Source organism: Bartonella eidoli (assembly GCF_036576145.1).
In the GTDB taxonomy this organism is placed as follows: Bacteria; Pseudomonadota; Alphaproteobacteria; order Rhizobiales; family Rhizobiaceae; genus Bartonella.
The window spans coordinates 62,297-88,240 of sequence record NZ_JBAFWX010000001.1 but is presented as its reverse complement, the minus strand read 5'-3'; the positions used below and the strand labels follow the sequence as shown (position 1 = coordinate 88,240).

23 protein-coding genes are annotated in these 25,944 nt (G+C 37.7%); 15 read left to right on the top strand and 8 right to left on the bottom strand.

Annotation, left to right across the window (positions count from 1 at the left end):
• Positions 1 to 13: 13 nt before the first annotated feature.
• Positions 14 to 1,297: a tRNA (N(6)-L-threonylcarbamoyladenosine(37)-C(2))-methylthiotransferase MtaB gene (gene mtaB / locus V5N68_RS00405; RefSeq protein WP_332065222.1), complete on the bottom strand. Its 1,284-nt coding sequence runs from the start codon at positions 1,295 to 1,297 to the stop codon at positions 14 to 16.
• Complete coding sequence (dapF, locus tag V5N68_RS00400) at positions 1,297 to 2,151, bottom strand: diaminopimelate epimerase (protein ID WP_332065221.1); 855 nt, start codon at positions 2,149 to 2,151, stop codon at positions 1,297 to 1,299. Before dapF ends, mtaB begins: the two co-directional genes overlap by 1 nt.
• Before the next feature lie 232 nt (positions 2,152 to 2,383).
• Here dapF and V5N68_RS00395 point away from each other — a divergent pair, with 232 nt between their 5' ends.
• From V5N68_RS00395 to lpdA, 8 genes are all read left to right on the top strand, one after another.
• Positions 2,384 to 2,929, top strand: coding sequence for an AprI/Inh family metalloprotease inhibitor (locus V5N68_RS00395; protein WP_332065220.1), 546 nt, complete (start codon positions 2,384 to 2,386; stop codon positions 2,927 to 2,929).
• A gap of 86 nt (positions 2,930 to 3,015) precedes the next feature.
• Positions 3,016 to 4,197, top strand: coding sequence for a cell division protein ZapE (gene zapE / locus V5N68_RS00390; protein WP_332065219.1), 1,182 nt, complete (start codon positions 3,016 to 3,018; stop codon positions 4,195 to 4,197).
• Positions 4,198 to 4,488: 291 nt separating this feature from the next.
• The gene (gene mdh / locus V5N68_RS00385; RefSeq protein WP_332065218.1) at positions 4,489 to 5,451 is read left to right on the top strand and encodes a malate dehydrogenase; all 963 of its coding nucleotides are present in this window, start codon (positions 4,489 to 4,491) and stop codon (positions 5,449 to 5,451) included.
• Positions 5,452 to 5,545: 94 nt separating this feature from the next.
• A complete protein-coding gene (sucC, locus tag V5N68_RS00380; protein ID WP_332065217.1) occupies positions 5,546 to 6,742 on the top strand; it encodes an ADP-forming succinate--CoA ligase subunit beta in 1,197 nt (398 codons plus the stop codon).
• A 3-nt stretch (positions 6,743 to 6,745) separates the two neighbouring features.
• Positions 6,746 to 7,648 (top strand): succinate--CoA ligase subunit alpha, encoded by a 903-nt coding sequence (sucD, locus tag V5N68_RS00375; protein ID WP_332065216.1) that lies wholly within the window; start codon positions 6,746 to 6,748, stop codon positions 7,646 to 7,648.
• Positions 7,649 to 7,806: 158 nt separating this feature from the next.
• Positions 7,807 to 10,806 carry a 2-oxoglutarate dehydrogenase E1 component gene (locus tag V5N68_RS00370; RefSeq protein WP_332065215.1) on the top strand — a complete coding sequence of 1,000 codons (3,000 nt, stop codon included), beginning with the start codon at positions 7,807 to 7,809 and terminating at the stop codon, positions 10,804 to 10,806.
• 32 nt (positions 10,807 to 10,838) lie between these two features.
• On the top strand, positions 10,839 to 12,053 hold the full coding sequence (gene odhB, locus V5N68_RS00365; protein ID WP_332065214.1) for a 2-oxoglutarate dehydrogenase complex dihydrolipoyllysine-residue succinyltransferase: 1,215 nt from the start codon (positions 10,839 to 10,841) through the stop codon (positions 12,051 to 12,053).
• Between the two features lie 32 nt (positions 12,054 to 12,085).
• Entirely contained in the window at positions 12,086 to 13,492 is a 1,407-nt protein-coding gene (lpdA, locus tag V5N68_RS00360) for a dihydrolipoyl dehydrogenase (protein WP_332065213.1), read from the top strand.
• A 128-nt stretch (positions 13,493 to 13,620) separates the two neighbouring features.
• Here the strand turns inward: lpdA and V5N68_RS00355 are convergent, their stop codons facing one another.
• Both V5N68_RS00355 and V5N68_RS00350 read right to left on the bottom strand, forming a co-directional pair.
• Positions 13,621 to 14,859 carry a saccharopine dehydrogenase family protein gene (locus V5N68_RS00355; RefSeq protein ID WP_332065212.1) on the bottom strand — a complete coding sequence of 413 codons (1,239 nt, stop codon included), beginning with the start codon at positions 14,857 to 14,859 and terminating at the stop codon, positions 13,621 to 13,623.
• Between the two features lie 57 nt (positions 14,860 to 14,916).
• Positions 14,917 to 16,014 (bottom strand): carboxynorspermidine decarboxylase, encoded by a 1,098-nt coding sequence (locus tag V5N68_RS00350; protein WP_332065211.1) that lies wholly within the window; start codon positions 16,012 to 16,014, stop codon positions 14,917 to 14,919.
• A 169-nt stretch (positions 16,015 to 16,183) separates the two neighbouring features.
• On the opposite strand from V5N68_RS00350, the gene V5N68_RS00345 reads away from it, so the two are divergent.
• The 7 genes from V5N68_RS00345 (at position 16,184) to mnhG (ending at position 22,918) form a co-directional block, all read left to right on the top strand.
• Positions 16,184 to 16,669, top strand: a complete 486-nt coding sequence (locus tag V5N68_RS00345) for a BA14K family protein (RefSeq protein ID WP_332065210.1) — start codon at positions 16,184 to 16,186, stop codon at positions 16,667 to 16,669.
• Between the two features lie 200 nt (positions 16,670 to 16,869).
• Complete coding sequence (locus tag V5N68_RS00340) at positions 16,870 to 19,791, top strand: monovalent cation/H+ antiporter subunit A (RefSeq protein ID WP_332065209.1); 2,922 nt, start codon at positions 16,870 to 16,872, stop codon at positions 19,789 to 19,791.
• A complete protein-coding gene (locus V5N68_RS00335; protein WP_332065208.1) occupies positions 19,791 to 20,132 on the top strand; it encodes a Na+/H+ antiporter subunit C in 342 nt (113 codons plus the stop codon). The genes V5N68_RS00340 and V5N68_RS00335 overlap by 1 nt, the downstream gene beginning before the upstream one ends.
• Positions 20,132 to 21,751: a monovalent cation/H+ antiporter subunit D gene (locus tag V5N68_RS00330; RefSeq protein WP_332065207.1), complete on the top strand. Its 1,620-nt coding sequence runs from the start codon at positions 20,132 to 20,134 to the stop codon at positions 21,749 to 21,751. Before V5N68_RS00335 ends, V5N68_RS00330 begins: the two co-directional genes overlap by 1 nt.
• The gene (locus V5N68_RS00325; protein WP_332065206.1) at positions 21,748 to 22,230 is read left to right on the top strand and encodes a Na+/H+ antiporter subunit E; all 483 of its coding nucleotides are present in this window, start codon (positions 21,748 to 21,750) and stop codon (positions 22,228 to 22,230) included. Before V5N68_RS00330 ends, V5N68_RS00325 begins: the two co-directional genes overlap by 4 nt.
• Positions 22,230 to 22,511 (top strand): K+/H+ antiporter subunit F, encoded by a 282-nt coding sequence (locus V5N68_RS00320; protein WP_332065205.1) that lies wholly within the window; start codon positions 22,230 to 22,232, stop codon positions 22,509 to 22,511. Before V5N68_RS00325 ends, V5N68_RS00320 begins: the two co-directional genes overlap by 1 nt.
• The gene (gene mnhG, locus V5N68_RS00315; RefSeq protein WP_332065204.1) at positions 22,508 to 22,918 is read left to right on the top strand and encodes a monovalent cation/H(+) antiporter subunit G; all 411 of its coding nucleotides are present in this window, start codon (positions 22,508 to 22,510) and stop codon (positions 22,916 to 22,918) included. The genes V5N68_RS00320 and mnhG overlap by 4 nt, the downstream gene beginning before the upstream one ends.
• A 13-nt stretch (positions 22,919 to 22,931) precedes the next feature.
• Here the strand turns inward: mnhG and V5N68_RS00310 are convergent, their stop codons facing one another.
• The 4 genes from V5N68_RS00310 to V5N68_RS00295 form a co-directional block, all read right to left on the bottom strand.
• The gene (locus V5N68_RS00310) at positions 22,932 to 23,330 is read right to left on the bottom strand and encodes an MliC family protein (RefSeq protein WP_332065203.1); all 399 of its coding nucleotides are present in this window, start codon (positions 23,328 to 23,330) and stop codon (positions 22,932 to 22,934) included.
• A gap of 16 nt (positions 23,331 to 23,346) precedes the next feature.
• A complete protein-coding gene (locus V5N68_RS00305) occupies positions 23,347 to 23,742 on the bottom strand; it encodes an MliC family protein (protein WP_332065202.1) in 396 nt (131 codons plus the stop codon).
• A 407-nt stretch (positions 23,743 to 24,149) separates the two neighbouring features.
• Positions 24,150 to 25,283 carry a 3-dehydroquinate synthase gene (gene aroB / locus V5N68_RS00300; protein ID WP_332065201.1) on the bottom strand — a complete coding sequence of 378 codons (1,134 nt, stop codon included), beginning with the start codon at positions 25,281 to 25,283 and terminating at the stop codon, positions 24,150 to 24,152.
• Positions 25,273 to 25,899, bottom strand: a complete 627-nt coding sequence (locus tag V5N68_RS00295; protein WP_332065420.1) for a shikimate kinase — start codon at positions 25,897 to 25,899, stop codon at positions 25,273 to 25,275. The genes aroB and V5N68_RS00295 overlap by 11 nt, the downstream gene beginning before the upstream one ends.
• Positions 25,900 to 25,944 lie beyond the last annotated feature (45 nt).

Genomic DNA, 25,944 nt, shown 5'->3' with positions numbered 1-25,944 from the left:
AGGATTTTCCTGCTCAGGCTGCATTTAATTTTGGGGCGATAGCAATCAATTTATCACCATCGTGATCAATTATAAGAGCTTTAACGATTGTTCCAGCTTTGGCACCTTTAACCTGTACAAGAGTATAATCTTCAGTTCGTCCAATTTCATCTTTTTCGATAAGAATTGTTTGCTGACTGTTTTGTAAATGAATGAGATGTTTTTGGTAAGCTTTCTCTCCTTCTTTACGTAATCGTTCTGCACGCATTTTAACTACTTCACGATTAACTTGTGGCATTCTTGCAGCAGGTGTTCCTCCTCTAGGACTAAAAGGAAATACATGGAGATGCGTTAGATTACAGTCATTGATTAAAGAGAGACTATTTTCAAACATCTTTTCTGTTTCAGTTGGAAAGCCAGCAATCAAGTCGGCACCATAAACCATTGTAGGACGTTTTGCTTGCAAATCTTGACAGAATTGGATTGCATGTTCGCGCAAGTGTCTCCTCTTCATTCTTTTTAAGATGATATTATCGCCTGCTTGTAAGGATAAATGCAAATGCGGCATTATTCTTTCTTCATAAGCTAAAAGATTTATGAGTTCTTCATCCGCTTCTATAGAATCAATAGATGATAGGCGTAATCGAGGTAAGTTAGGAATATGGCGTAGAATGGCTGAAGTTAATTTTCCTAAAGTAGATTTTCCAGGAAGGTCATGGCCGTAACTTGTGAGATCTACACCTGTTAAAACTACTTCTTGGATACCATTATCTGTAAGTCGTTTAATTTGTTCTATTACAGAGCCCATCGGAACTGAGCGTGATGGCCCGCGACCATAAGGAATAATGCAAAATGTGCAGCGATGATCGCAACCATTTTGTACTTGTACGAAGGCACGTGTACGCTCATCCATTGCATTAACCATGTGCGGTGCAATTTTTTGTACTTCCATGATGTCATTAACACGCAATTTTTCATCGTGATTTACACCAAAATCAGGAAGTTGACGATAAGAATGAGCATGGAGTTTTTCTTCATTTCCTAAAATCAGATCTACCTCTGTCATATTAGCAAAATTCTTAGCTTCTATTTGTGCTGCACATCCTGTAACAATGATGCGTGCATGAGGATTTTCTCGTCTTTTTTTTCTGATTGCTTGTTTTGCTTGTCGTACGGCTTCAGCAGTAACAGCGCAGGTGTTAAAAATAATAGCACCATCTTTGAGCTGATTTAGTCCAGAGGAAACACTTTCTTTCCGTATGATTTCTGATTCGTAGCTATTAAGTCTGCAACCAAATGTTATAATTTCTATTGCCATTAAAAGTGATCCTTTTCATAGATACCTGTCAAAGGATTTAAAAGACCACTAAATTCATATTTGATTGGACCTGTCATGACAATATGCTTATCTTCTTTATAAAAAATATTGAGCCTTCCTCCTGGCAAATTTACATCAATGTGGCGTTCTGTTAGTCCACGTCTATAGCCAGCTACAGCACTAGCGCAAGCAGCACTACCGCATGCCTTTGTTAATCCAGCACTTCGCTCCCATGTTCGTAAATTTAGACTTTTTTTTGATATTACATTAGCAATAGAAATATTGCATCGTTCTGGAAAAAGAATATCATGTTCGAGTATTGGCCCATATTTTTCTAACGGAATATGTTGAATATCGCTTTCAACAAAGAAAATAGCATGAAGATTTCCAACAGATACAAGACAAGCATCTTCCAAAGGGCCAGCAGCAATTTTTACATGATTTGTATCGTCTATTTCACGTGAAACAGGCATATCTTTTGCATCAAAGTGCGGACGTCCCATATTAACGGAGATGAGGTTATCGGTTTGGCGTTCACCTTCAATAATTCCAGAAGGTGTTTCTAATCTAAAGCTTTTACCAATTTTTTTATCTATAAGCCATGCAATTACACAACGAGCACCGTTTCCGCATGCCTTAGCCATAGAACCATCAGAATTCCATATCTCAATACGGAAATCGGCTTTTTTTTTGTCGGTTGGTAAGTGGATAGTCATAATTTGATCAAAACATGTTTGCGAATCTGCTGCTAAGGTAGAAACTGCTTGCGGGGTGATGGTATGTGTACTTTCTCGTAGATCAGTAACAATAATTCGATTTCCAAGACCGCTCATTTTGCTGAATGGTACTTTCATACAACTTCTCTTTAATTTCTAGTAATGATCTATACAAAGACATATGACTGAAAATATGATGAATTTCCAGTATTTATTGAATATAAAACTGCTAGAAAAATTATTATTGTTTGAAATAGGAAATTTTCTTTCTGTTTTTTTTAATTTGTTAATTTATCTTTGTAATATGTCTTAGATAAATATTCACTATTTGGGGATGGATTTATTTACTGTCGTGGGAAAGAGTATAAATATGATATTTTCAAAAATTTCGCTTTTTGTTGCAATACCAACTATAACTATCTTAAGCGGTTGTTTATCAACGCATCTTAAGAATAATAATCAAAACAATACGCCAGAAGTTTTTTATCCTGTTCAGCAAACATTAACAATTGATATGCCTAATTCTGCAGTACCTTATTCATCCAAAGCTGAGATAACGGATACTCCAGGTCATAAAAAAGAATATTCTCGTAGTGATGCCGTAATGGCTAACCTTGAGTTGCCAGGCAATGCTGTTGAGTTATTTCCTGCAAGTATTGCAGGAGTATGGAATCTTTCTGTAGGTGGCCAGGTTTGTCGAATTGCTACGCCACAAACCAAATTTGGTCGAGGGTACCGCGCTGCTCCTTTACGTTGCCCTGGAGTTGTTTCTCGAGTAAAATCATGGGAGACTAAAGGAAAGAAATTATATTTCTATGATAATCTAGGTCGTATTGTTGTTTCTCTTTATTCTTCGGATTTTAGTCATTTTGAGGGATATACACTTGATAACTATCCAGTTGTTTTAAGTCGTTAAATCGTTTTTAGCCGTGTGTGAAAAAAAAGTATAATTATACCTAAAAATAAATTTCATTAAAAACGGTTTTTAAAAAGGTTGCTTGGATGATTTTAGTTTCAACACGTTATAAGGAGTTAGTCTCTAAAGGAAAAATCAGTTTTGACGCAGCTCAATTGACTTTAGCGGAACATTTTGATGATTTATTAAAAAATATTGTGGAACAAAAAGTATCTCGTAATTGGGCGTTTTGGCGTTTCTTTAAGAAAAAAAAGAAAATTCATGCTTATGCTTCAAAGCAAGATCGTATACACGGTTCCTGTCAAGGGTTATATATTTATGGTGCAGTAGGAAGAGGAAAAACCATGTTAATGGATTTGTTCTTTTCTTGCTTGTCACAAAATCATAAAAGACGTGCTCATTTTAATGATTTTATGGCCAGTGTACATGACCGCATTAATACTCATCGCCAAGCATCAAAAAATTCAAAGACTGGACAAGATAATCCTATTTTGGCTGTTGCAAAAGATTTAGCACGGGAAGCACAAATTCTTTGTTTTGATGAGTTTAGTGTAACAGATATTGCTGATGCTATGGTTCTAGGGCGCCTTGTGTCTGCTTTATTTGATCAGGGAGTTGTATTCGTTGCTACTTCAAATGTTGCTCCTGATGATCTTTACTATAATGGTTTAAATAGACAGCTTTTTTTACCTTTTATTCAAGTTTTGAAAGAACATGTTCGCGTTATTAATCTTGATGCAAAAACGGATTATCGCCTTGAAAAGTCAAATCCGCAACATGTGTATATAACACCATTGGGCTTGGAAGCAGATAAGCATATGGATCAAGCGTGGATGCTAGTGTTGCAGGGGCAAAAAGAAGTATCGGATAAAATCTTCGTAAAAGGACGTCCTATTTATATTCCTCGCTCTGGAGCAGATTGTGCACGTTTTGATTATCAAGATTTATGTGTCAAGCCTTTGGCTGCAGCTGAGTATTTAGCTTTAGGAGAGCGCTATAATACGATTTTTATTGATAACGTACCAGTGATGGATGACACGTGTCGCAATGAAATGAAAAGGTTTATTTTACTGATCGATGTTCTTTATGAACGTCATATAAGATTGTTCATGTCGGCTGCTGCTAAATTTGAGTGTTTGCACGAGGGACATGCCAAGACAACTGAAACATTCGAGTTTCAAAGAACTCAATCGCGTCTTTTTGAAATGCAAAGTCAAGATTATTTAAATATTTGGGCAGAACGATTTATTTTGGAAAAGAAAAGGTGATTGTTACCTTACCTTTACGTAAACTGCAAAAACAATAACTCTTTGAATTTAAATACAATGCAATAATTTTGTTGTATTTTTTTTTAATTCATTTTATCCCTACATTATAGCGGGCTTTTAATAGTTATTTGTATGGAAGGCTTTTATTTAAAATAAGAAGAAATATAACAGACTTCATACCTTCCTCTTTTTGATGATATTGTTAAAGGTAGGATTAAAATCAAAGAAAGTATTCAATATGCTAGCGCTAACAGTTGCGCGCTGAATTGTCTAACGTTAGGAAAAAATAAAATGGCACGAAAGAAAATAGCTCTTATTGGTTCGGGTATGATTGGTGGTACGTTAGCACATATGATTGGGCTAAAAGAACTTGGTGATGTTGTTTTATTCGATATTGCAGAAGGAATGCCACAGGGTAAAGCTCTTGATATTGCAGAATCTTCACCAATTGTAGGTTTTGATGTCAGTTTGACAGGTGTTAATTCTTATGAAGCAATTGAAGGTGCTGATGTTGTTATTGTAACAGCAGGCGTCGCTCGAAAACCTGGTATGAGCCGTGATGATCTTTTAGGAATTAATTTAAAAGTAATGGAACAAGTTGGTGCTGGTATAAAAAAATATGCGCCTTCAGCGTTCGTTATTTGTATTACCAACCCTCTTGATGCAATGGTATGGGCGTTACAAAAGTTTTCTGGTCTTCCAACGCATAAAGTGGTTGGTATGGCTGGTGTTTTGGATTCAGCACGTTTTCGCTATTTTCTATCTGAAGAGTTTAATGTCTCTGTTAAAGATGTAACGGCGTTTGTTTTAGGAGGACACGGAGATTCAATGGTGCCTTTAGTGCGCTATTCGACCGTTGGTGGTATTTCTTTGCCTGATCTTGTGAAAATGGGTTGGACGACAAAGGAGAGGATTGATCAAATTATTCAGCGTACTCGTGATGGTGGAGCGGAAATTGTTAGTTTGTTAAAAACAGGTTCTGCTTTTTATGCGCCAGCAGCTTCTGCTGTTTCGATGGCTGAAGCTTACTTGAAAGATACTAAGCGGGTTGTTCCTGTAGCGGCTTATCTTTCAGGTGAATATGGGTTTAGGGGTACGTATGTTGGCGTTCCCGTTGTTATTGGTGCGAATGGTGTTGAAAGAATATTTGAAATTGATCTTGATCAGAATGAAAAAGATGCCTTCGAGAAGTCAGTAAATGCGGTACAAAAACTTTGTGAATCTTGTATCGCAATTGTACCTGGTCTCAAATAAATTGAGCAAGGTTCTGTTCATGGAAACAGAGTATCTAAATGTTATGATAATTCGGGGATCAATTGGGTGATCCGTAAAAGAAAAGGACAAGTAAATGAATATCCATGAATATCAGGCCAAACGTCTGCTTCATGAATATGGAGCACCAGTTGCAAACGGTGTTGCTGTTTATTCTGTAGAGCAAGCGGAAGAATGGGCAAAAAAACTGCCTGGGCCACTTTATGTGGTTAAAAGTCAAATTCACGCTGGTGGTCGTGGTAAAGGAAAGTTTAAAGAGCTTGGCCCTGATTCAAAAGGTGGTGTTCGGCTTGCAAAGTCAGTTGAAGAGGTTGCTGCTAATGTAAAAGAAATGCTTGGTAAAACTTTGGTAACCAAGCAGACAGGTCCAGAAGGTAAACAAGTAAATCGTATTTATATTGAAGATGGTGCTGATATAGAACGGGAGCTTTATCTTTCGCTTCTAGTTGATAGGACAGTTGGTCAGGTTGCTTTTGTTGTTTCAACGGAAGGGGGGATGGATATTGAAGAAGTTGCTGAAAAAACTCCAGAGAAAATATTAACTCTTCCTATTAATGCTGCGCGGGGCATTACCTCTGATGATTGTAAAAAGCTTTGTGATGCATTGGATTTGCATAATAGTGCACGTGAAGATGGTGAAAAACTTTTTCCAATTCTTTATAAGGCTTTTTGTGAAAAAGATATGAGCCTTCTTGAAATAAATCCGCTTATTGTCATGAAGAATGGTCGTTTACGTGTTCTTGATGCAAAAGTTTCTTTTGATAATAATGCTTTGTTTCGTCACCCAGATATTTTAAAATTGCGTGATATCTCAGAAGAAGATCCAAAAGAGATTGAAGCATCCAAGTATGACCTTGCTTATGTTGCCCTTGAAGGTACAATTGGTTGCATGGTAAATGGTGCAGGTCTTGCCATGGCAACTATGGATATTATCAAGCTTTATGGAGCTGAGCCTGCTAATTTCCTTGATGTTGGTGGTGGCGCTTCAAAAGAAAAAGTGACTGCTGCTTTCAAGATTATCACTGCTGATCCAAATGTTAAGGGAATTTTGGTTAATATTTTTGGTGGTATTATGCGTTGTGATATTATTGCAGAAGGTGTTGTTGCTGCTGTTAAGGAGGTTGGTTTAAAAGTTCCTTTAGTTGTTCGTCTTGAGGGTACTAATGTTGAACAGGGTAAAACTATCATCCACGACAGTGGTTTAAATGTTATTTCTGCTGATGATTTAGATGATGCTGCTCAAAAAATTATTGCAGCTGTGAAAGGAGCTTAAGCCATGTCGATTCTTATTCATCAGAATACAAAAATTCTGGTTCAAGGGCTTACAGGAAAAACAGGAACTTTTCACACAGAGCAAGCATTGGCTTACCACGGTACAAAAATGGTTGGTGGTATTAATCCTAAAAAGGGAGGCGAAGTATGGACGGGATTAAAAGGTGAAACTCTTCCTATTTTTACCACTGTTGCTGAAGGTAAAGAAAAAACAGGAGCTGATGCTTCTGTTATTTATGTTCCTCCTGCAGGAGCTGCTGAAGCTATCATCGAAGCTATTGAAGCAGAGATCGGTTTAATTGTCTGTATTACAGAAGGCATACCGGTTATGGATATGATCAAGGTAAAGGTTAAATTAGAGCAGTCAAATTCACGTTTAATTGGCCCAAACTGTCCGGGTATTCTTACTCCTTGTGAGTGTAAGATTGGTATTATGCCTGGTTCTATTTTTAGAAAAGGATCTGTTGGGGTGGTGTCCCGTTCAGGAACCTTAACCTATGAGGCTGTTTTCCAAACAAGTCAAGAAGGTTTGGGGCAGACGACAGCTATTGGTATTGGTGGAGATCCTGTTAAAGGTACTGAATTTATTGATGTGTTGGAAATGTTCTTGGCTGATGATGATACCGAATCTATTGTTATGATTGGTGAAATTGGAGGATCCGCTGAAGAAGACGCGGCACAGTTTCTCAAAGATGAAGCAAAAAAAGGTCGTAAAAAGCCAGTCGTTGGTTTTATAGCTGGCCGTACCGCTCCTCCGGGACGTACAATGGGTCATGCTGGTGCAGTTATTTCTGGTGGAAAAGGTGGTGCAGAAGATAAAATCGCTGCAATGGAATCTGCAGGGATTTATGTTTCTCCTTCACCTTCAAAAATAGGTAAAACTCTGATGTCAGTTTTACGGGGATAAGAAAAAGCTTCATCTAGATAGGGATTGTTCTTATCTAGGTGAAAATTAGTAGGAAGAAGTAAAAAATTTTTGAAGTTTTTTTAACCCTCATTTGCTCTTGTAAGCAATGAAATGTCGAGAAGAAAAAAGGAGACGGAATCGCTATTCCGGAGAGTTATATGGCAAGGAAGGACGATATAAATAGTCTTTTTGCACAAACGTCATTTCTGTATGGTGGAAATGCTGATTATATAGATCAACTTTACGCAGAATATGAGAAAAATCCCAGCAATGTAGATTCACAGTGGCGTGCTTTTTTTGAAGCGCTTGAAGATAATAAAGAAGATGTGTTAAAAAACGCTGAAGGAGCTACATGGCAACGTGATAATTGGCCGTTAAAGGAAAATGGAGAGTTGGTTTCTGCTCTCGATGGTGATTGGTCTGTTCTTGAAAAACATTTTCATGATAAATTAAAGGAGAAAACAGCCTCTGCTGTTGCTCAAAAGAAAAAAAGTGCTGGCGAACAAGATATTATTCAAGCAACACGTGATTCTATTCATGCATTTATGATGATTCGCGCTTTTAGAACGCGTGGTCATCTTCGTGCACGGCTTGATCCTCTTCAATTAACTGAAAAGCGGGAAGATTACAAAGAGCTATCTCCAGAAGCTTATGGATTTACTCCTGCTGATTATGATCGGCAAATTTTTGTTGATAATGCTTTAGGGTTGGAATACGCGACTATTCCGCAAATCCTTGATATTCTTAATCGTACCTATTGTTCAACTATCGGTTTAGAATATATGCATATTTCTGATCCCGCTCAAAAGGCGTGGCTTCAAGAACGTATTGAAAGGGTAGATAACAGAGCTTCTATTACAAAAAAAGAAAAAAAAGCTATTCTGGGTAAGCTTATTGAGGCTGAAGGGTTTGAGCAGTTTTTAGATATAAAATATAAAGGAACAAAGCGTTTTGGTCTTGATGGTGGTGAAGCGCTGATCCCTGCGCTTGAACAAATTATTAAATGTGGTAGTTCTTTGGGTGTTCAGGAAATTGTTTTAGGAATGGCGCACCGCGGCCGTTTGAATGTTCTTTCACAAGTTCTTGCTAAGCCGCATCGGGCTATTTTTCATGAATTTAAAGGTGGATCGTATAAACCTGATGATGTCGAGGGATCTGGTGATGTAAAATATCATTTAGGAACTTCATCTGATCTTGAGTTTGATGGTAGAAATATCCATTTATCACTTTTAGCTAATCCATCTCATCTTGAGATCGTTGATCCCGTTGTTATTGGAAAAACACGTGCTAAGCAGGATCAACTTGTGGGGCCCACGCGTACAGATATTATTCCATTAAGTGAGCGTTCAAAGGTTTTGCCATTGCTTATTCATGGAGATGCTGCTTTTGCAGGCCAAGGGGTTATTCAGGAAACTTTTGGTCTTTCGGGTTTAAAAGGTTATCGCGTTGCTGGCTCTATTCATGTTATTATCAATAATCAGATTGGGTTTACGACAGATCCACGTTTTTCTCGCTCTTCGCCTTATCCATCAGATGTAGCAAAAATGATTGATGCGCCAATATTTCATGTAAACGGTGATAATCCAGAAGATGTTGTTTTTGTTTCAAAAATAGCTACAGAGTTTCGTCAAATTTTCCATAAGCCTGTGGTGATTGATATGTTTTGTTATCGCCGTTATGGACATAATGAGGGCGATGAACCTTCCTTTACACAGCCTCTTATGTATAAGGCAATCCGTAATCACAAAACGACCCTTGAGTTGTATGGGAAGCAGTTGATAGAAGAAGGTGTGGTGTCTTTAGAAGAGATTGAAAATCAGAAAAAGATATGGCGCGATAAGCTTGAAGTTGAGTTTGAAGCAAGTGCTTCTTATAAACCAAATAAGGCTGATTGGCTTGATGGAAGCTGGACAGGGCTTAAAGCTTCCAGTAATGTTGATGATCAATATTGTGGAACAACCGGTGTGGGGCTAAAAACTTTAAAGGAAATTGGTCAAAAACTTGTTGAGATTCCACAAAACTTTCATGTTCATAAAACTATTCAACGCTTTTTGAATAATCGTGCTAAAGTTTTTGAAACTGGAGAAGGAATTGATTGGGCAACAGCGGAGGCTTTAGCTTTTGGTTCTCTTTGTTTAGAAGGAGCGCCGGTTCGTCTTTCCGGTGAGGATGTTGAACGTGGAACTTTTTCTCAGCGTCATTCAGTTCTTTATGATCAAGAAAATGAAGCACGTTACATTCCTTTAAATAATTTAAAAAAGGGACAAGCAATTTACGAAGTTGTAAACTCTATGCTTTCAGAGGAAGCTGTTCTTGGTTTTGAATATGGGTATTCGCTTGCTGAACCACGTGGCTTGACTATTTGGGAAGCTCAATTTGGTGATTTTGCTAATGGTGCACAGGTTATTTTTGATCAGTTTATTTCTTCTGCAGAGCCCAAGTGGCTTCGCATGTCGGGGCTTGTATGCTTGTTGCCTCATGGTTTTGAAGGTCAGGGTCCAGAACATTCTTCTGCACGTTTAGAGCGTTATTTGCAATTGTGTGCAGAGGATAATATGCAGGTTGCTAATTGTACGACTCCTGCAAACTATTTCCACATTTTGCGTAGACAAATTAAACGTGATTTCCGTAAACCGTTAATTTTAATGACGCCAAAGTCGCTTTTGCGTCATAAGCGTGCTGTTTCTTCTTTAAGTGAAATGGGGCCAGAAACTAATTTTCATCGTTTGTTGCTTGATGACGCGGAGTGTCTAAAAAATTCTGTCATTAAGTTACAGAAAGATAATAAAATTCGTCGTGTTGTTCTTTGCACGGGTAAGGTTTATTATGATCTTTATGAGGAGCGTGAAAAAAGAGGAATTAATGATATTTATTTGCTGCGTATTGAGCAGCTTTACCCTTTTCCAGCAAAAGTTTTGGTGAACATATTATCACGTTTTCTACAGGCAGAAGTTGTGTGGTGTCAAGAAGAGCCAAAAAATATGGGGGCATGGTCATTTATTGAGCCTTATTTGGAATGGGTTTTGCTACATATTAATTCGCAATATCCTCGTGCACGTTATGCAGGAAGACCTGCGAGTGCATCACCGGCTACTGGGTTAATGGTGAAACATCTTGAACAACTTGCCGCGTTTCTTGAAGACGCGTTAGGTTCTTAATTTATGACTACTCTGACGTATGGAAAAATATTATGACTACTGAAATCCGTGTTCCTACTTTAGGTGAATCGGTTACTGAGGCAACAATTGGCAAGTGGTTTAAAAAAACTGGCGAATCTGTGGCTGTAGATGAACCCTTGGTTGAATTAGAAACTGATAAAGTAACAGTTGAGGTTCCTTCTCCTGTTGCAGGAAAATTGTCTGAGGTCATTGCAAAGGAAGGCGATACGGTTGAGGTGAATGCTCTTTTAGGTATGGTTGAAGCTGGAGCTGTTGGTACTTCTCAATCATTATCACCTTCTGATACATCTGCTTCAGAAACTCCATCTGGATTAGAGAAATCTTCTGATAGTAGTACAATGCCTCCTGCACCCTCAGCAGCAAAATTGATGGCTGAAAATAATATTGTAAAAAGTGATATCTCTGGTTCTGGAAAACGTGGACAAATTCTTAAGGAAGATGTGATGAGTGTTCTGGAAAAGGGAATAAAAGAATCTGCTTCCAGCTCCACACTTGCTGTAGCTTCTAAGGAAGTTCCTTCTCACGCAATGCATGAGGAGCGAGTTCGTATGACTAAGTTACGTCAAACGATTGCTCGCCGTCTTAAAGATGCACAAAATACAGCAGCAATGTTAACTACATTTAATGAAGTTGATATGTCGGCAGTGATGGAGTTGCGAAAGCGCTATAAGGATCTTTTTGAAAAGAAGCATAGTGTTAAGCTCGGATTTATGGGCTTTTTTACGAAAGCTGTTTGCCATGCATTAAAAGAATTGCCTGCTGTTAATGCAGAAATTGATGGGACAGATATTGTTTACAAGAATTATGTTAATGCTGGAATTGCTGTTGGAACCGATAAGGGGCTTGTTGTTCCAGTCATTCGTAATGCAGATAAAATGTCATTGGCAGAAATTGAAAAAGAAATTGGTCGCTTAGGTCGTCTTGCTCGAGATGGAAAGTTAGCGGTTTCTGATATGCAAGGTGGGACTTTTACCATTACAAATGGGGGAGTTTATGGGTCATTAATGTCGACACCTATTTTGAATGCACCACAGTCTGGTATTCTAGGGATGCACGCAATTAAAGAACGAGCAGTAGTTGTGGGAGGTCAAATTATAATACGTCCTATGATGTATTTGGCTCTTTCTTATGATCATCGTATTGTGGATGGGCAAGAGGCTGTGACTTTTCTTGTGCGTGTTAAAGAAAGTTTAGAAGATCCAGAACGCCTTGTTCTTGATTTGTAAAAGTACAGTTTTCAGGATGAAAGGACAAAAGGATGTCTTATGATGTGGTTGTGATTGGTGCAGGACCAGGTGGTTATGTAACAGCAATAAAAGCAGCACAATTGGGATTAAAAACAGCGATTATTGAAAAGCGTGCAACATTAGGAGGTACATGCCTTAATGTTGGTTGCATTCCTTCTAAAGCGTTATTGCATGCTTCAGAGGTTTTTGCTGAGGCGCAGCATGGATTTGAATCAATAGGTGTTTCTGTTTCAAAACCTCAACTTAACCTTGAGAAAATGATGGCGCATAAAAAAGCCGTTGTAACAGCCAATACGAGTGGTGTTTCTTTTTTAATGAAAAAGAATAAGGTTGATATCTTTTTTGGGACAGCAAAAATTATACGCGCAGGTCAAATTGATGTCATTGCTAGGGATGGTCATCAACAGACAGTTAAAACAAAAAATATCGTTGTAGCGACAGGAGCAGAGAGTTCTGGTATTCCGGGTGTAAATGTTGAGATTGATGAAAAAGTTATTGTGTCTTCTACAGGAGCGCTTGCACTTGAAAAAGTGCCGACTAATATGATTATTGTTGGTGCTGGTGTTATTGGATCAGAGCTTGGTTCAGTTTGGAGTCGTTTGGGTGCTAAAGTTACCATTATTGAATATCTTAATAAAGTTTTAGGATCAATGGATGGTGAAGTTTCTCGGCAGTTTCAAAAATTAATGGAAAAACAAGGAATTGAGTATAAGCTTGATGCAAAAGTGACCGATATTACCAGATCTGATACAACCGCAAAGGTAACTTTTGAGCCTGTTAAAGGTGGTTTATCTGAAACTTTAGAGGCTGATGTTGTGTTAGTTGCTACTGGGCGCTACCCATATACGGATGGGCTTGGTTTATTGGATGCTGGTGTTCAGTTGGATGAGCGCGGGTTTATTGAAATTGATGCGCATTGGCAGACTAATATTCCTGGAGTTTACGCAATTGGTGATGTTGTTAAAGGACCAATGTTAGCGCATAAGGCTGAGGAAGAGGGTATTGCTGTTGCTGAAATTTTAGCAGGTCAAAAAGGACATGTTAATTTCAATGTTATTCCTAGTGTTGTTTATACACAGCCAGAAATTGCCAGTGTAGGCAAAACAGAAGAAGAAATTAAAGCGGCTGGAATAGATTATAATGTTGGAAAATTTCCTTTCATGGCTAATGGTCGTGCTCGTTCGATGCAAAAAAGCGATGGATTTGTTAAGATTCTTGCTGATAAAAAAACAGACCGAGTTTTAGGTGGGCATATCCTTGGGTTTGGTGCTGGTGAAATGATTCATGAAATTGCAGTTTTGATGGAGTTTGGTGGGTCATCAGAAGATCTAGGGCGGTGTTGCCATGCTCACCCTACTTTATCAGAGGCAGTGCGGGAGGCAGCTTTGGCGACATTTGCAAAACCGATTCATATTTAAAAGGGATTTTCAAAAGATTCTTTGGTATGTCTTTGAAAAAGAAGTATAGACGTTGTTTTTATTTTTATTAATTAAATAAAAACAGCATACTAAAAGAAACCGCTTTAAAAAGCGGTTTCTTATTTGCATTAAAACAGTAACCTTTTATCTTCTTGTTGTTCTCTTATAAAGGTGGGAAGTCCCATATCATCAATATATTTGAGGAATGGACGCGGTGGTAGCTCTTCTATATTAACCATGGTCTTAACATCCCATTGATCAGTGGCAACAAGAATTGCAGCTGCAGCAGCAGGAACACCAGCTGTATACGAGATACCTTGCGCTCCGGTTTCATTAAAAGCTTTCTTGTGATCAGCTATATTATAGATGAAAATTTCTCGTGGTTTTCCATCCTTTTCACCTTTAATAATATCTCCAATACAGGTTTTTCCTGTATAGTCAGGTGCTAAGGAAGTTGGATCGGGTAAGACGGCTTTTACCACTTTTAAAGGGATGACTTCTTGTCCTTCTGCTGTTCTAATGGGTTGTTCAGATAAGAGTCCAAGATTTTTTAAAACGGTAAAAACAGTGATATAACGCTCATTAAATCCCATCCAGAAGCGGATGTTCTGAACGTCAAGATTTTTAGATAATGAATGTATCTCATCATGCCCTGTCATATAGGCTTTTTGTTTTCCGACAATGGGAAGATCCCATTCATGGCTGATTTCAAACATCTGATTAGCAGTCCATTTTTTATTTTGCCAAGACCACACCTGCCCTGTAAATTCTCTAAAATTAATTTCTGGATCAAAATTGGTGGCAAACCAACGTCCATGATTTCCAGCATTAATATCAATAATATCGATATCGGTTATTTTATCAAAATAATCAGTTTGTGCCAAAGCTGCATAGGCATTAACAACACCGGGGTCAAATCCTGCTCCTAAAATAGCGGTTATATTATTTTGTTTACATTCTTCACGTCGTGGCCATTCATAATTACCATACCAAGGAGGTGTTTCACAAATTTTTAAAGGGTCTTCATGAATTGCTGTATCGATATAAGCGCACTTTGTTTCGATACAAGCTGAAAGAACAGACATATTTAGAAAAGAAGAACCAACATTGATAACAATTTCGCATTTGTTTTTTTTGATGAGTTGTACAGTTTCCGCAACATCCATTGCGTTAAGTGCATGGCTTTTAAGAATGCCTTCCACTTTCATTGTTTTTTTCTCTTTAATTGATGCAATGATTGCTTCACATTTTTTAAGTGTTCGTGAAGCGATATGAATATCACCGAGAATATCGTTATTTTGAGCGCATTTATGCGCAACAACTTGTGCAACACCTCCAGCACCAATGATGAGAATATTTTTCTTCATTTTGAGGTCATCTCCTTATTAATTGCCGCATGATAGTTCGTTTGTATGTCACTTTGGTTAGGAAAGGCTATTTTTATAATCATTAAAGCTAAATTGACGCTGAATTGTTAAATCTCCATTACATTCTTTAATGACGATGGCTGGCATTGAAACGCCATTAAACCAATTTTTCTTAACCATTGTGTAGCCTGCAGCATCTTGAAAAGATAATTTGTCACCTACCTTAAGGGGCTCTGCGAACAAAAAAGTTCCAAAAATATCACCAGCAAGGCAAGATTTTCCACAAACCATAATTTCATAGGGGCCTTGATTAGGCTTTAATTTAGCATTTTCACGATAAATTAGAAGATCAAGCATATGAGCTTCTATTGAACTATCAACAATAGCAAGTTTTTTTTCATTATATAATGTATCAAGAACACTCACCTCAAGTGTGGTACTTTGAGTAACAGCGGCTTCTCCTGGCTCCAAAAAAATAGTGACACCATAGGTTTTTGAAAAATCTTTTAAACGCTTTGCAAAAGCTTCTAGAGGATAATTTTCAGCTGTAAAGTGAATACCACCCCCAAGGCTTATCCAGTCAACTGCGGTGAAAAGCTGTGCAAATTTTTTTTCCATATGATTAAGCATTTCATTGAAACGATTAAAATCAGCATTTTCACAATTATTATGAATCATTAGACCATTGATAAGAGGTAAAACTTCCTTAATAGCGTTTTGATTGGTTTCTCCTAAGCGACTAAAAGGGCGAGATGGATTTGCTATATCAAAATTTGATGCACTTATTCCTGGATTTAATCTTAGACCTCGTTGAATTGTTTTTGTTGCACTAGAATAACGTTGAAGTTGTTGGATTGAGTTAAAAATAATTTTATCTGCATAACCACATGCTTCATCAATTTCATCATCTGCCCAGGCGACAGAGTATGCATGGGTTTCTTTGCCAAATTTTTCTTTTCCCAGGCGCAGTTCATAAAGAGATGATGATGTGGTTCCATCCATATATTCGGACATTAAATCAAAAAGACTCCACGTTGCAAAACATTTCAAAGCGAGCAACACTTTTGCGTTTGATATTTCTCGTAAGCGGGAAATGGTTTCCATATTCCTTATGAGTTTAGATTTATCAATAAGATAATAGGGAGTCCTAATCATTGTTTATCCATTTTTTTGAAGGATCTTATTCTTAAAATTTACGTTTAGTACATGAAGTAACAGAATGTCTCACGCAAATAAAGAGTCGTAAACGAGAATCTGTATTCGTTGAGTAGTGGAGAGATTTTCTATAGTTCAATTTTTGTTCATTTTTTGTGAGATTTGTATTATGTTTATAATAAAGAGTTTATGTTATGCTCTCGTTGTTTTATTTATTGGAAGTATTTTAATAATAATAACTCATATTACTCACTTCACGGAAAAAAGTAATGCTGAGATTAAAGAACTCTATCAATCTTCAATTCAGGAGAAGTGGATGCCTTTGATTGTTACGGGGCGTAGAGAACTTAATGGTTTTAAAGGTTATCGTAATTATCGGGTTGGTTATCACAGGTATAGCGATAATTGGTGGTATCCTAAAATTGCATTTACTAAACTTCCTAATTTAGACGAGAACCACAGGTCATTAAAAGAAGAATCAGCTTCCAAAAAAGTATTTTTAGCTCCCCCTCTAGAAGAGAAAGAGCCATGGATGTTCAAACAACATATTGATTCTTGCATGTTGCGTTATCGTTCTTACAATAAAAATGATAATAGTTATCAGCCTTTTCATGGGCCTCGCAAGCAATGTTTTTCTCGCGTTTTTAAGGGCTAAAAAAGATGAAAGGTAAAAAACATTAAGTATTTTTATGTGTTATACAGTTTTCTTTCATAAACTGGTTGTGATATGAAAGTTTTATACTTTTAAGTTTTATTAAGTCTTATTGTAGTAAATATGCAGTGGGGGGATGATGGTGTAAGGCCTTCATTTTATTAATGAAAAAAACTTTTAGAGAAAATGGTGGAGTTTAAAGAATGGCAACATGGGAAGCAATGTTGATATTGCTGGTTTTGCTTCCCTTCAGTGGAAGTGTTGTTGTTGGCTTTTTTCGTTCGACGGGGGAAAATCATGAAGCATGGTTTTCTGGAGTTATTGCGCTTGTTTGTCTTATTTTTACAATAATGCTTTATCCGGCGGTTCGCGAGAATCATTTGGTACGTTTAGATATTCTCTGGCTTCCAGAATGGGGAAGTAATTTAATTCTTCGTATAGATGGCTTGTCGTGGCTTTTTTGTCTTTTAATTACAGGTATTGGGTTACTTGTTGTTGTCTATGCACGTTATTATATGGATCCAGCAGATTCTGTACCGCGATTTTTTTCTTTTTTTCTGGCTTTTATGGGATCAATGACAGGAATCGTCTTGTCGGGAAATCTTATCTTTTTGGTTGTTTTCTGGGAGTTAACCAGTATTTTTTCTTTTTTACTGATTGGCTATTGGTATCACAATGCGAGTGCGCGTGAGGGTGCGCGCATGGCTTTAACAATTACAGGTTTTGGTGGTTTCGCTCTCTTTATTGGGATTTTATTGATTGGCCATATCGTTGGCAGTTTTGATTTGGATAAGGTATTGCAGTCGGGCGATATGATACGATCAAGCCCTTTTTACATTCCTGTTCTTGTTTGTATTTTATTGGGGGGGTTAACAAAAAGCGCACAATTTCCATTTCATTTTTGGTTACCTAATGCGATGGCTGCTCCAACACCTGTATCATCTTACTTGCATTCGGCAACAATGGTGAAAGCGGGACTGTTTTTGTTGGTTCGTTTATGGCCAGTTTTATCCGGAACAGATTATTGGTTTTGGTTAGTCGGTTTCTCAGGACTTGCAACACTACTTCTTGGTGCTTACTTTTCTATGTTTCAGCAAGATTTGAAAGGGCTTCTTGCCTATTCAACCATTAGTCATCTTGGATTGGTTACTACGCTTTTAAGTCTTGGTAGTCCATTGGCTTGTGTTGCAGCGATTTTTCATATGGCTAATCATGCAACTTTTAAAGCGTCTTTGTTTATGGCAGCTGGTATCATTGATCATGAAACAGGGACGCGTGATATGCGTAAACTGACAGGGCTTTTTCGCTTTATGCCGGTTACAGGAACTTTGGCTTTAGTAGCAAGTGCAGCAATGGCTGGTGTACCTTTACTAAATGGTTTTTTATCGAAAGAGATGTTTTTCGCTGAAGCGGTTGAAAAGCATATGGAATCATGGCTAGATTGGATTTCACCTTATGTAGCAACGCTAGCTAGTCTTTTTAGTGTGACTTATTCTGTGCGTTTTATTCATGGTGTTTTTTTAGGACCAGAGCCTGTCGGTTTGCCCAAAGTCCCCCATGAACCACCACATTTTATGCGTTTTCCAATGGAACTTTTAGTATTTATTTGTTTAGCAGTCGGTATTTTCCCCAACTTTACAATATGGCCAATTTTGGATAACGCTGTTATGTCTGTTCTAGGGCCAATGACTCCTTCTTATAGTTTAGCGGTTTGGCATGGTTTTAATACACCATTAATGATGAGTTTTATTGCTTTATTAGGGGGAGTATCTCTCTATATCATTGCGCATCGCTACTTTTTATCCTGTGATGACGGTGCACCCTTTTTTCGTCATTTGAAAGGAACACGTATTTTTGAGCAAATTCTTGTGGTTATTTCTTGGAAATGGGCACGTGCAGTGGAATCTTTTTTGTCGACGCGCCGTTTACAGATGCAGCTACACTGGCTTTTAGGGGTATGTTTTGCATTTGTTGGTCTTTTGCTTTGGTATGATGGTTTAATTTCAGCTGGTTTGTTACCGCTTTTTCCTCTTGATATTCCTTTTCTTGCTGTGTGGTTGGTGGGTGGGCTTTGTGCACTTTTGGTTTCTTGGCAAGCAAAGTTCCATCGTTTTGCATCATTAATGTTCTTGGCAGGAGCTGGTTTGATGGCTTGTACAACCTTTTTGTGGCTTTCTGCTCCTGATTTGGCTATTACGCAATTGGTTGTTGAAGTTGTAACAGCAGTTTTATTGCTGCTTGGTTTAAGATGGTTGCCCAAACGTTTACATAATTCCCATTCGATGGCTGTTAGTTTTTTAGTACGATTGCGTCGTGTTCGTGATTTTTTTATCGCGATTGTGGGAGGAGCAGGTATAGCATGGTTATCCTTTGCAGTCATGACACGTCCTCAAGGTAAAACAATTTCTGACTTCTTTCTAACACATGCCTATTCTGATGCGGGTGGTCGCAATGTTGTAAATGTTTTGTTGGTTGATTTCCGTGGTTTTGATACATTGGGAGAAATCGTGGTCTTGGGCGTTGTTTCATTGACTGTTTTTGCTCTTTTACGACGATTCCGCCCTGCTCCTGAAAGTATTGATGCTCCCTCTCAAAAACGTATTCAGAAAGGTTTTTATATAGAGCAATCTGATCAAAATATGGGGGATACAGTGTTGGATTATTTAGCTGTTCCTTCTCTTATTATGTGCTGGCTTTTCCCGCTGATTATCGCTTTTGCTGTTTACTTATTCATGCGGGGGCATGATCTTCCAGGAGGTGGGTTTGCCGGTGGTGTGACGTTAGCAATAGGATTTATTTTGCAATATCTTGCACGTGATATTCGGTGGGTGGAAAGCCATTTGAAGGTTTTGCCGCTGCGATGGATAGGCTGTGGTTTACTGTTGTCATTACTAACGGGGGTGGGGTCTTTGTTTTGGGGATATCCTTTTTTAACATCCTTTTTTCAATACAGTTATTTACCATTGATTGGAAATATTCCTATGGCATCTGCTTTTTTATTTGATTTTGGCGTTTTTTCTTTGGTTTTGGGAGCGACTGTTCTTATTTTAATTGCACTTGCACATCAATCAATTCGTAGTTATCGGATTGGTAAAAAACCTAATGCAAAAGAGAAGGAAAATTAATGGAAATTATTCTTTCTTTGGCTATCGGTGTTCTTGTTGGATCTGGCATTTGGTTGCTTTTGCGTCCACGAACCTTTCAGGTTATTCTTGGTTTGTCTTTGATTTCCTATGGTGTTAATCTCTTTATGCTGTCAATGGGTAGACCGCGCAGTAATACTGCACCAATTATTGATCCTACTACTGTCATAAATCCCGCTAGTTATGTCGATCCTCTCCCTCAAGCTTTGGTTTTGACAGCGATTGTGATTAATTTTGCTACAACAGCTTTATTTTTAGTCATTCTTTTGGTTTCTCGTGGTTTAACAGGTTCAGATCACGTGGATGGACGTGAGGTGCAGTGATGGATGTTGGGGTGCATCATCTCCTTATTTTGCCTATTATTTTACCGTTAAGTACAGGAGCGATTCTTCTTTTTTGTGATGAACGTCGTTCGAAGATTAAGTCATTGATTAGTATTGCTTCCGCAGGACTCTCGGTTATTATTGCTGTTTTATTGATTATGCATGTCCTTAAAATAGCTCCGGCTTCAGATGTTTATCGGCTTGGCAATTGGCCTTCTCCCTTCGGTATTGTTTTAGTTCTTGATCGTTTAAGTGCTATGATGCTTTTACTTTCAAGTGTATTGATAACTGCTACATTGGTTTTTTCTCAGGCTTATTGGTGCAAAGCTGGTTCTCATTTTCAGTCATTGATGCAATTTTTTATGGTAGGAATAAATGGGGCTGTTTTAACGGGTGATTTATTTAACTTGTTTGTATTTTTTGAAATTATGTTAACAGCTTCTTACGGGCTTGCTTTGCATGGTTCTGGTCAGCTGCGTGTGCGTGCAGGGTTGCATTATGTTGTTGTTAATCTTGTTGCCTCGTTGCTTTTTTTAATTGGTACTGCACTTATTTATGGCATCGTTGGCACTCTTAATATGGCAGATTTAGCTGTTAAAATAAAAAATATTTCTCCCCAAGATATTGTTTTATTTGAAGTAGGGGCTGCACTTTTGGGTGTTGTTTTCTTACTTAAAGCGGGTATGTGGCCGCTTAACTTTTGGTTAATGCCAACTTACAGTGCAGCAGCAGCACCTGTTGGAGCTTCTTTTGCGCTTTTGAGCAAGGTTGGTATTTATATTATTTTACGTTTAACATTGCTATGGTTTGGTTCTGAAAGCGGACATTTCAGCTATTTTGGTCATACAATTTTATTTTATGGTGGACTTGTCACTATAGTTTTTGGTTTTGTTGGTGTATTGGCTAGCCAAATTCTAGTGCGTTTAGTGGCTTATAGTGTTCTTGTATCTTCTGGTACATTATTGGCAGCGATAGGGATAAGCAATGCTGCATTAACAGCAGGTGCACTTTTTTATATCGTTTCTTCTACTTTAGCGCTTGGGGCTTTTTTCCTTTTAGTGGAGTTGGTTGAACGTAGTCAGGATGTAGGTGCAAATGTTCTAGCTGTTACAATGGAAGTATACGGTGATGATGAAGAGGAGGAAGAAGACGAAGTCGGTATTTATTTACCAGGAACTTTGGCAATCTTGGGGGCGTGTTTTGGCATGTGTGCTATTTTGATCATTGGTCTTCCTCCTTTTTCTGGTTTTGTTGCTAAATTTATGATGTTCATGGCAATTTTAAACTACAATAAAGAAAATATTCTTTCTTCTCCAGTTTTACATGATTGGCTTTTTGTGTTTCTTGTTACTATGTCTGGTTTTGCTGCTTTAATTGCTATGACACGAACTGGTATTCGAACTTTTTGGGTTTCTCTTGAAGGTAAAGTTCCGCGTGTGCAAGTGATAGAATTTGCACCGATCGCTATTCTTCTTGCTTTGTGCTTTCTCATAACGATTATAGCTTCTCCTATTGGTCGTTATATGTCTGAAACTGCTAAAACTTTACATGATCCTCAAAATTATATTGGAAGCGTTTTAATCGACTCTTCTTTTAAAGTTATGGAGATGAATGAATGAATTATTGTTTTCCTTCTCCTTTTTTCAGTGGTACAATCGTTATTATGTGGTTGATCTTAAATGGTTTTAGTTTAGGCCAATTGCTTTTGGGGGTTATTATTGCTTGGTTTTGTGGTTGGGTGATGCGGCTTCTTGAGCCGGAAAAGGTCACTATCAAAAATTGGCGTGCTGTTTTTCAGTTAGTTTTTCGAGTGTTGATAGATTCTATAACCTCAAATATTTCTGTTGCTCGGTTCATTTTAACAGCAAAATCTCGAAGAGAGCACTCTGGCTTTATTATCGTGCCGCTTCTGCTTGAAAATCGCACTGCTTTGGCTATTTTAGCGTGTATTCTTTCAGCAACGCCAGGAACTGTTTGGGTTGCTTACAATAGAAAAAATGGGGAACTTTTGCTACATATATTAAATTTAAAAAATGGATTTGATTATCAAAAATTGATCAAACAACGGTATGAGAAATTGCTTTTGGAGATTTTTTAATGGGTATGGTGATCCTTTATTGGGGCCTTTTTCTTTCACAAAGCTTTTTAAGTTTAGCAATGATGTTCGCGTTGTTTCGATTGATGCGTGGTCCACGGGCACAAGATCGGGTTGTTGGGTTGGATGCTCTTTATGTAATTACTATTCTTTTGTTTCTTACATTTGATATTCGGTCGGGAACGACTATCTATTTTGTCGCAGCTCTGATCATTGGACTTTTGGGTCCTGTCTCAAGTATAGCTTTGGCAAAATTTTTAATGCGTGGGGAAATTATTGAATGAACAATGATATATCGCTTGCAGCTGCTATTATTATCACTGTTTTTTTAATATTAGGATCTGGTCTTACACTGATTGGAGCAATAGGATTAGTGCGTTTTTCGAATTTTTACGAGCGCTTGCACGTGCCTTCAGTCGGGATGACTTGGGGAGCTGGCAGTATTCTTATTTCTTCATTTCTTTATTCAATGTTCATAGATCATCGATTTATTTTTCATGAGATATTGCTAATGATATTTGTGCTTGTGACAGCACCAGTAACTTCCATGTTGCTATCACAAGCAGCAGCTTATCGGCATTATGTAGAGAATCAATTAAAAAAACCATTAGCCCTTTTATCGCACCGGGTGGAAGACAAGCTGCCCATACCAGAACAAACTTCACACGATGAGAGCCAGTGTGGTTTTTAATAAGCAATATGGTTTATTTTACTGCGTTATCTTTTTCTTCTACACAGAGAATAGGTTTTTCTTCATTTGGGTCATTAATGAGATCATAAAGTGTGGCTTCATTTTTACTTATCCACCAAATATATGCATCTCCTACATATTTGCTTCCAGAGGCCGAGAGTACATTCGAACCGACGATACGTCTGCCATTCCACATGAAGTCAACCAGTGAAATATCACCAGCATTGAGATAAGTTACTTCAACGCGCTCTTTAACTTTTCCAAGATCGCATTGATAGGCAATCGTCTCTGTTGTTGGTTCTGGATCGTCTGGAACTTCAATGATGAGAGAACCTGAAAAAGCACCAATTGAACTAGATAAAAGCAAACTTAAAGCAACAAAAAATTGCATAATAAAAGAAGTTTTTTTCATAATATTTCCTCAATCTTTAAAATAATAACGTTGACTCTTCCTTACAAAGGAGAGGATTTTGTTCTTTTGGGTCATGAAGAAGGTCATAGAGTATAATTTCGTTGCTGGTCTTCCATAAAGTATAATGAGAACCTACGTATTTTGTTCCTCTTGGAGTTGTTATATTGGCAGCAATAGTACGATGATTCTTCCATTTAAAATCAACTAATGAGACATTGTGGGCATCAAGATAAGTTGCTTCAATACGTTCTTTCTCTGTTCCGCTATCGCATTGATAAGCAAGAGTTTCGGTTTTTGGTTTTGGGCTATCTGGTACCTCGAGGATAAAAGAAGCGGCAAAGGAGGGAGTGAGGTTTAGGGGTGATAGATTTAAAGCGGCGAAAAATCCTAGAATGAGCGAAGTTTTTTTCATAATGCTTTCCTTATTACGCAGACGAATAATTAGGTTAATATGATGGTGTCTACGGCAGGATTCGAACCTGCGACCCCAGGATTCATACCACTTCGATTTTCATCGCCAGCTTTATGGCTGTTTGTGGCCTGGACTGTCTCTTCACCTTGAAGCTCATACTTTTTAGGTGCTGCCCGTTCAGTCTCTACACCTTCCTCTCATTTTACAAGAGAGGTTTGGCTCGGGATTGGCATATAGTTATCCTATGAAGCTTTCCCCGAATTTGAGCAGATTCACTTTGAGAATTTCTTCTTAAGGTGCCCAATTTTTAGGAATCCTGTGCTCTATCCTACTGAGCTACGCAGACATTATCAACATCCATCATTTAGCGGAAGTATAAAAACGAAATCAATTATATTCAATATGAATTAACCGATTTTCGCTAATTTTTGCTTTAAAAAAAGCAAAACTGAATTTGGTGGAATATTTTTTGCAATAAATGATTGACCAAGTCCACGCGTTAATATGAAAGTCAAATTATTTTGCGAATTTTTTTTATCCTGGGCTATAAAAGTCATCAGCGTTTCAGCATTTGGTAATTCTCCTGGGATATCTCTTAGTTGCGTAGGTAATCCCACGTCTTTAAGATGCGCTTTGATACGTTGTATGATATTTGTATCTATTAAATTTAATTGGGCTGAAAATTGGTGAGCGAGAATCATTCCAATTGCTACAGCTTCACCGTGAATTAAACGATTGGGGTCATAGGAAACTGCTGTTTCAAGCATGTGCCCGAATGTATGGCCAAGATTTAATAATGCGCGTTCTCCTGCTTCATATTCGTCTTGTGCGATAATATCAGCTTTGAATTGGCATGAACGGACAATGATTTTTGTTCGTGTTGGATTATTAGAAAAAATTTGTTTTCCATTTTTTTCAAGCCATTCAAAAAAAGTGGGTTGGTTAATAAGACCATATTTCACTATTTCTGCATATCCAGCACGCAATTCGCGCAGTGGTAGTGTATCAAGGAAACAAGTGTCTGCAATAACACATCGGGGTTGATAAAAAGTACCAATAAGATTTTTTCCATATTGGCTATTGATCCCAGTTTTTCCACCAACAGAAGAATCAATTTGTGCAAGCAGTGTTGTCGGTATCTGAATGAAGTTCATACCCCGGCGTATGATGCTTGCAGCAAATCCTCCTAGATCACCAACAACTCCACCACCAAAAGCAATAATGCTATCACCTCTTTCTAGGCGCGCTGCAAGAATTTTATCAATTACAGTTTGCAAGGTTGAAAATGATTTTGATTGTTCTCCTGCTTCTACAACAATTGGGACAATATCAATTTTGTTTGTTGTTAATTCTTTCTGTAATTTATTTAAATGGAGAGATGCAACATTTGTATCTGTAACGATGGCTAGACGGGTTTTGTAAGTATCTGGTTGATTAAGAGAGCGTTTAATTTGTGAAGCAGCTTGCGCAATCAAACCTGGACCAATGATGATATCATAGGGATACTTGTCCAGTTTAACAGTGATTGTTTCAGCTTGCATATTCGTTATTCCTATCGTTGATTTCTTTATGTAAGTAGTGCTGTACAGATCGTATGATATGTTTAGCTATGATATGAATGTTTGCTTGATGATTATTATCAATTGCTAAGTTTGCTTGTGCGTAGATAGGATAGCGTTGTTCCATGAGTTTTTGCATAGTTTCTGTAGGATCTTTTGTTTGAAGTAATGGCCGCGTTGGGAGTTTCTTCAAAACGCGTTGCATGAGAGTATTAATATCTGCTTTAAGCCATATGGATATACCATTTTCATGAATCGCTTTTCTGATATTGACGTTTATGTAGGCACCACCACCTGTTGCTAAAACAAGAGGACTTTTTGTTATAAGGTTTAGAATGATATCCTGTTCAAGAGAGCGAAATTTTGTTTCACCATAAATTTTAAAAAATTCAGGGATTGTCATTTGTACAGTTTTTTCAATTTCTTGATCAGAATCGTAAAAAGGCAAATCGAGTATGGCCGAAATACGTTTTCCAATCACTGATTTTCCTGCTCCCATAAGGCCTATTAGTACAAGTGCTCGTTTATCGATAAGTGGTAGAAGTTGATTCTTTAATGGTATCATTGAGAAATGCTTAGATTGACTACTCTTTGTGATTTTATTTCTATATTTATCTTTTTTAAAGTCAATTCCTGTTAATCT

Coding starts and splice junctions, on each gene's coding strand:
- mtaB (WP_332065222.1), bottom strand. CDS start 1,297: ATGGCAATAGAAATTATAACATTTGGTTGCAGACTTAATAGCTACGAA.
- dapF (WP_332065221.1), bottom strand. CDS start 2,151: ATGAAAGTACCATTCAGCAAAATGAGCGGTCTTGGAAATCGAATTATT.
- V5N68_RS00395 (WP_332065220.1), top strand. CDS start 2,384: ATGATATTTTCAAAAATTTCGCTTTTTGTTGCAATACCAACTATAACT.
- zapE (WP_332065219.1), top strand. CDS start 3,016: ATGATTTTAGTTTCAACACGTTATAAGGAGTTAGTCTCTAAAGGAAAA.
- mdh (WP_332065218.1), top strand. CDS start 4,489: ATGGCACGAAAGAAAATAGCTCTTATTGGTTCGGGTATGATTGGTGGT.
- sucC (WP_332065217.1), top strand. CDS start 5,546: ATGAATATCCATGAATATCAGGCCAAACGTCTGCTTCATGAATATGGA.
- sucD (WP_332065216.1), top strand. CDS start 6,746: ATGTCGATTCTTATTCATCAGAATACAAAAATTCTGGTTCAAGGGCTT.
- V5N68_RS00370 (WP_332065215.1), top strand. CDS start 7,807: ATGGCAAGGAAGGACGATATAAATAGTCTTTTTGCACAAACGTCATTT.
- odhB (WP_332065214.1), top strand. CDS start 10,839: ATGACTACTGAAATCCGTGTTCCTACTTTAGGTGAATCGGTTACTGAG.
- lpdA (WP_332065213.1), top strand. CDS start 12,086: ATGTCTTATGATGTGGTTGTGATTGGTGCAGGACCAGGTGGTTATGTA.
- V5N68_RS00355 (WP_332065212.1), bottom strand. CDS start 14,859: ATGAAGAAAAATATTCTCATCATTGGTGCTGGAGGTGTTGCACAAGTT.
- V5N68_RS00350 (WP_332065211.1), bottom strand. CDS start 16,014: ATGATTAGGACTCCCTATTATCTTATTGATAAATCTAAACTCATAAGG.
- V5N68_RS00345 (WP_332065210.1), top strand. CDS start 16,184: ATGTTTATAATAAAGAGTTTATGTTATGCTCTCGTTGTTTTATTTATT.
- V5N68_RS00340 (WP_332065209.1), top strand. CDS start 16,870: ATGGCAACATGGGAAGCAATGTTGATATTGCTGGTTTTGCTTCCCTTC.
- V5N68_RS00335 (WP_332065208.1), top strand. CDS start 19,791: ATGGAAATTATTCTTTCTTTGGCTATCGGTGTTCTTGTTGGATCTGGC.
- V5N68_RS00330 (WP_332065207.1), top strand. CDS start 20,132: ATGGATGTTGGGGTGCATCATCTCCTTATTTTGCCTATTATTTTACCG.
- V5N68_RS00325 (WP_332065206.1), top strand. CDS start 21,748: ATGAATTATTGTTTTCCTTCTCCTTTTTTCAGTGGTACAATCGTTATT.
- V5N68_RS00320 (WP_332065205.1), top strand. CDS start 22,230: ATGGGTATGGTGATCCTTTATTGGGGCCTTTTTCTTTCACAAAGCTTT.
- mnhG (WP_332065204.1), top strand. CDS start 22,508: ATGAACAATGATATATCGCTTGCAGCTGCTATTATTATCACTGTTTTT.
- V5N68_RS00310 (WP_332065203.1), bottom strand. CDS start 23,330: ATGAAAAAAACTTCTTTTATTATGCAATTTTTTGTTGCTTTAAGTTTG.
- V5N68_RS00305 (WP_332065202.1), bottom strand. CDS start 23,742: ATGAAAAAAACTTCGCTCATTCTAGGATTTTTCGCCGCTTTAAATCTA.
- aroB (WP_332065201.1), bottom strand. CDS start 25,283: ATGCAAGCTGAAACAATCACTGTTAAACTGGACAAGTATCCCTATGAT.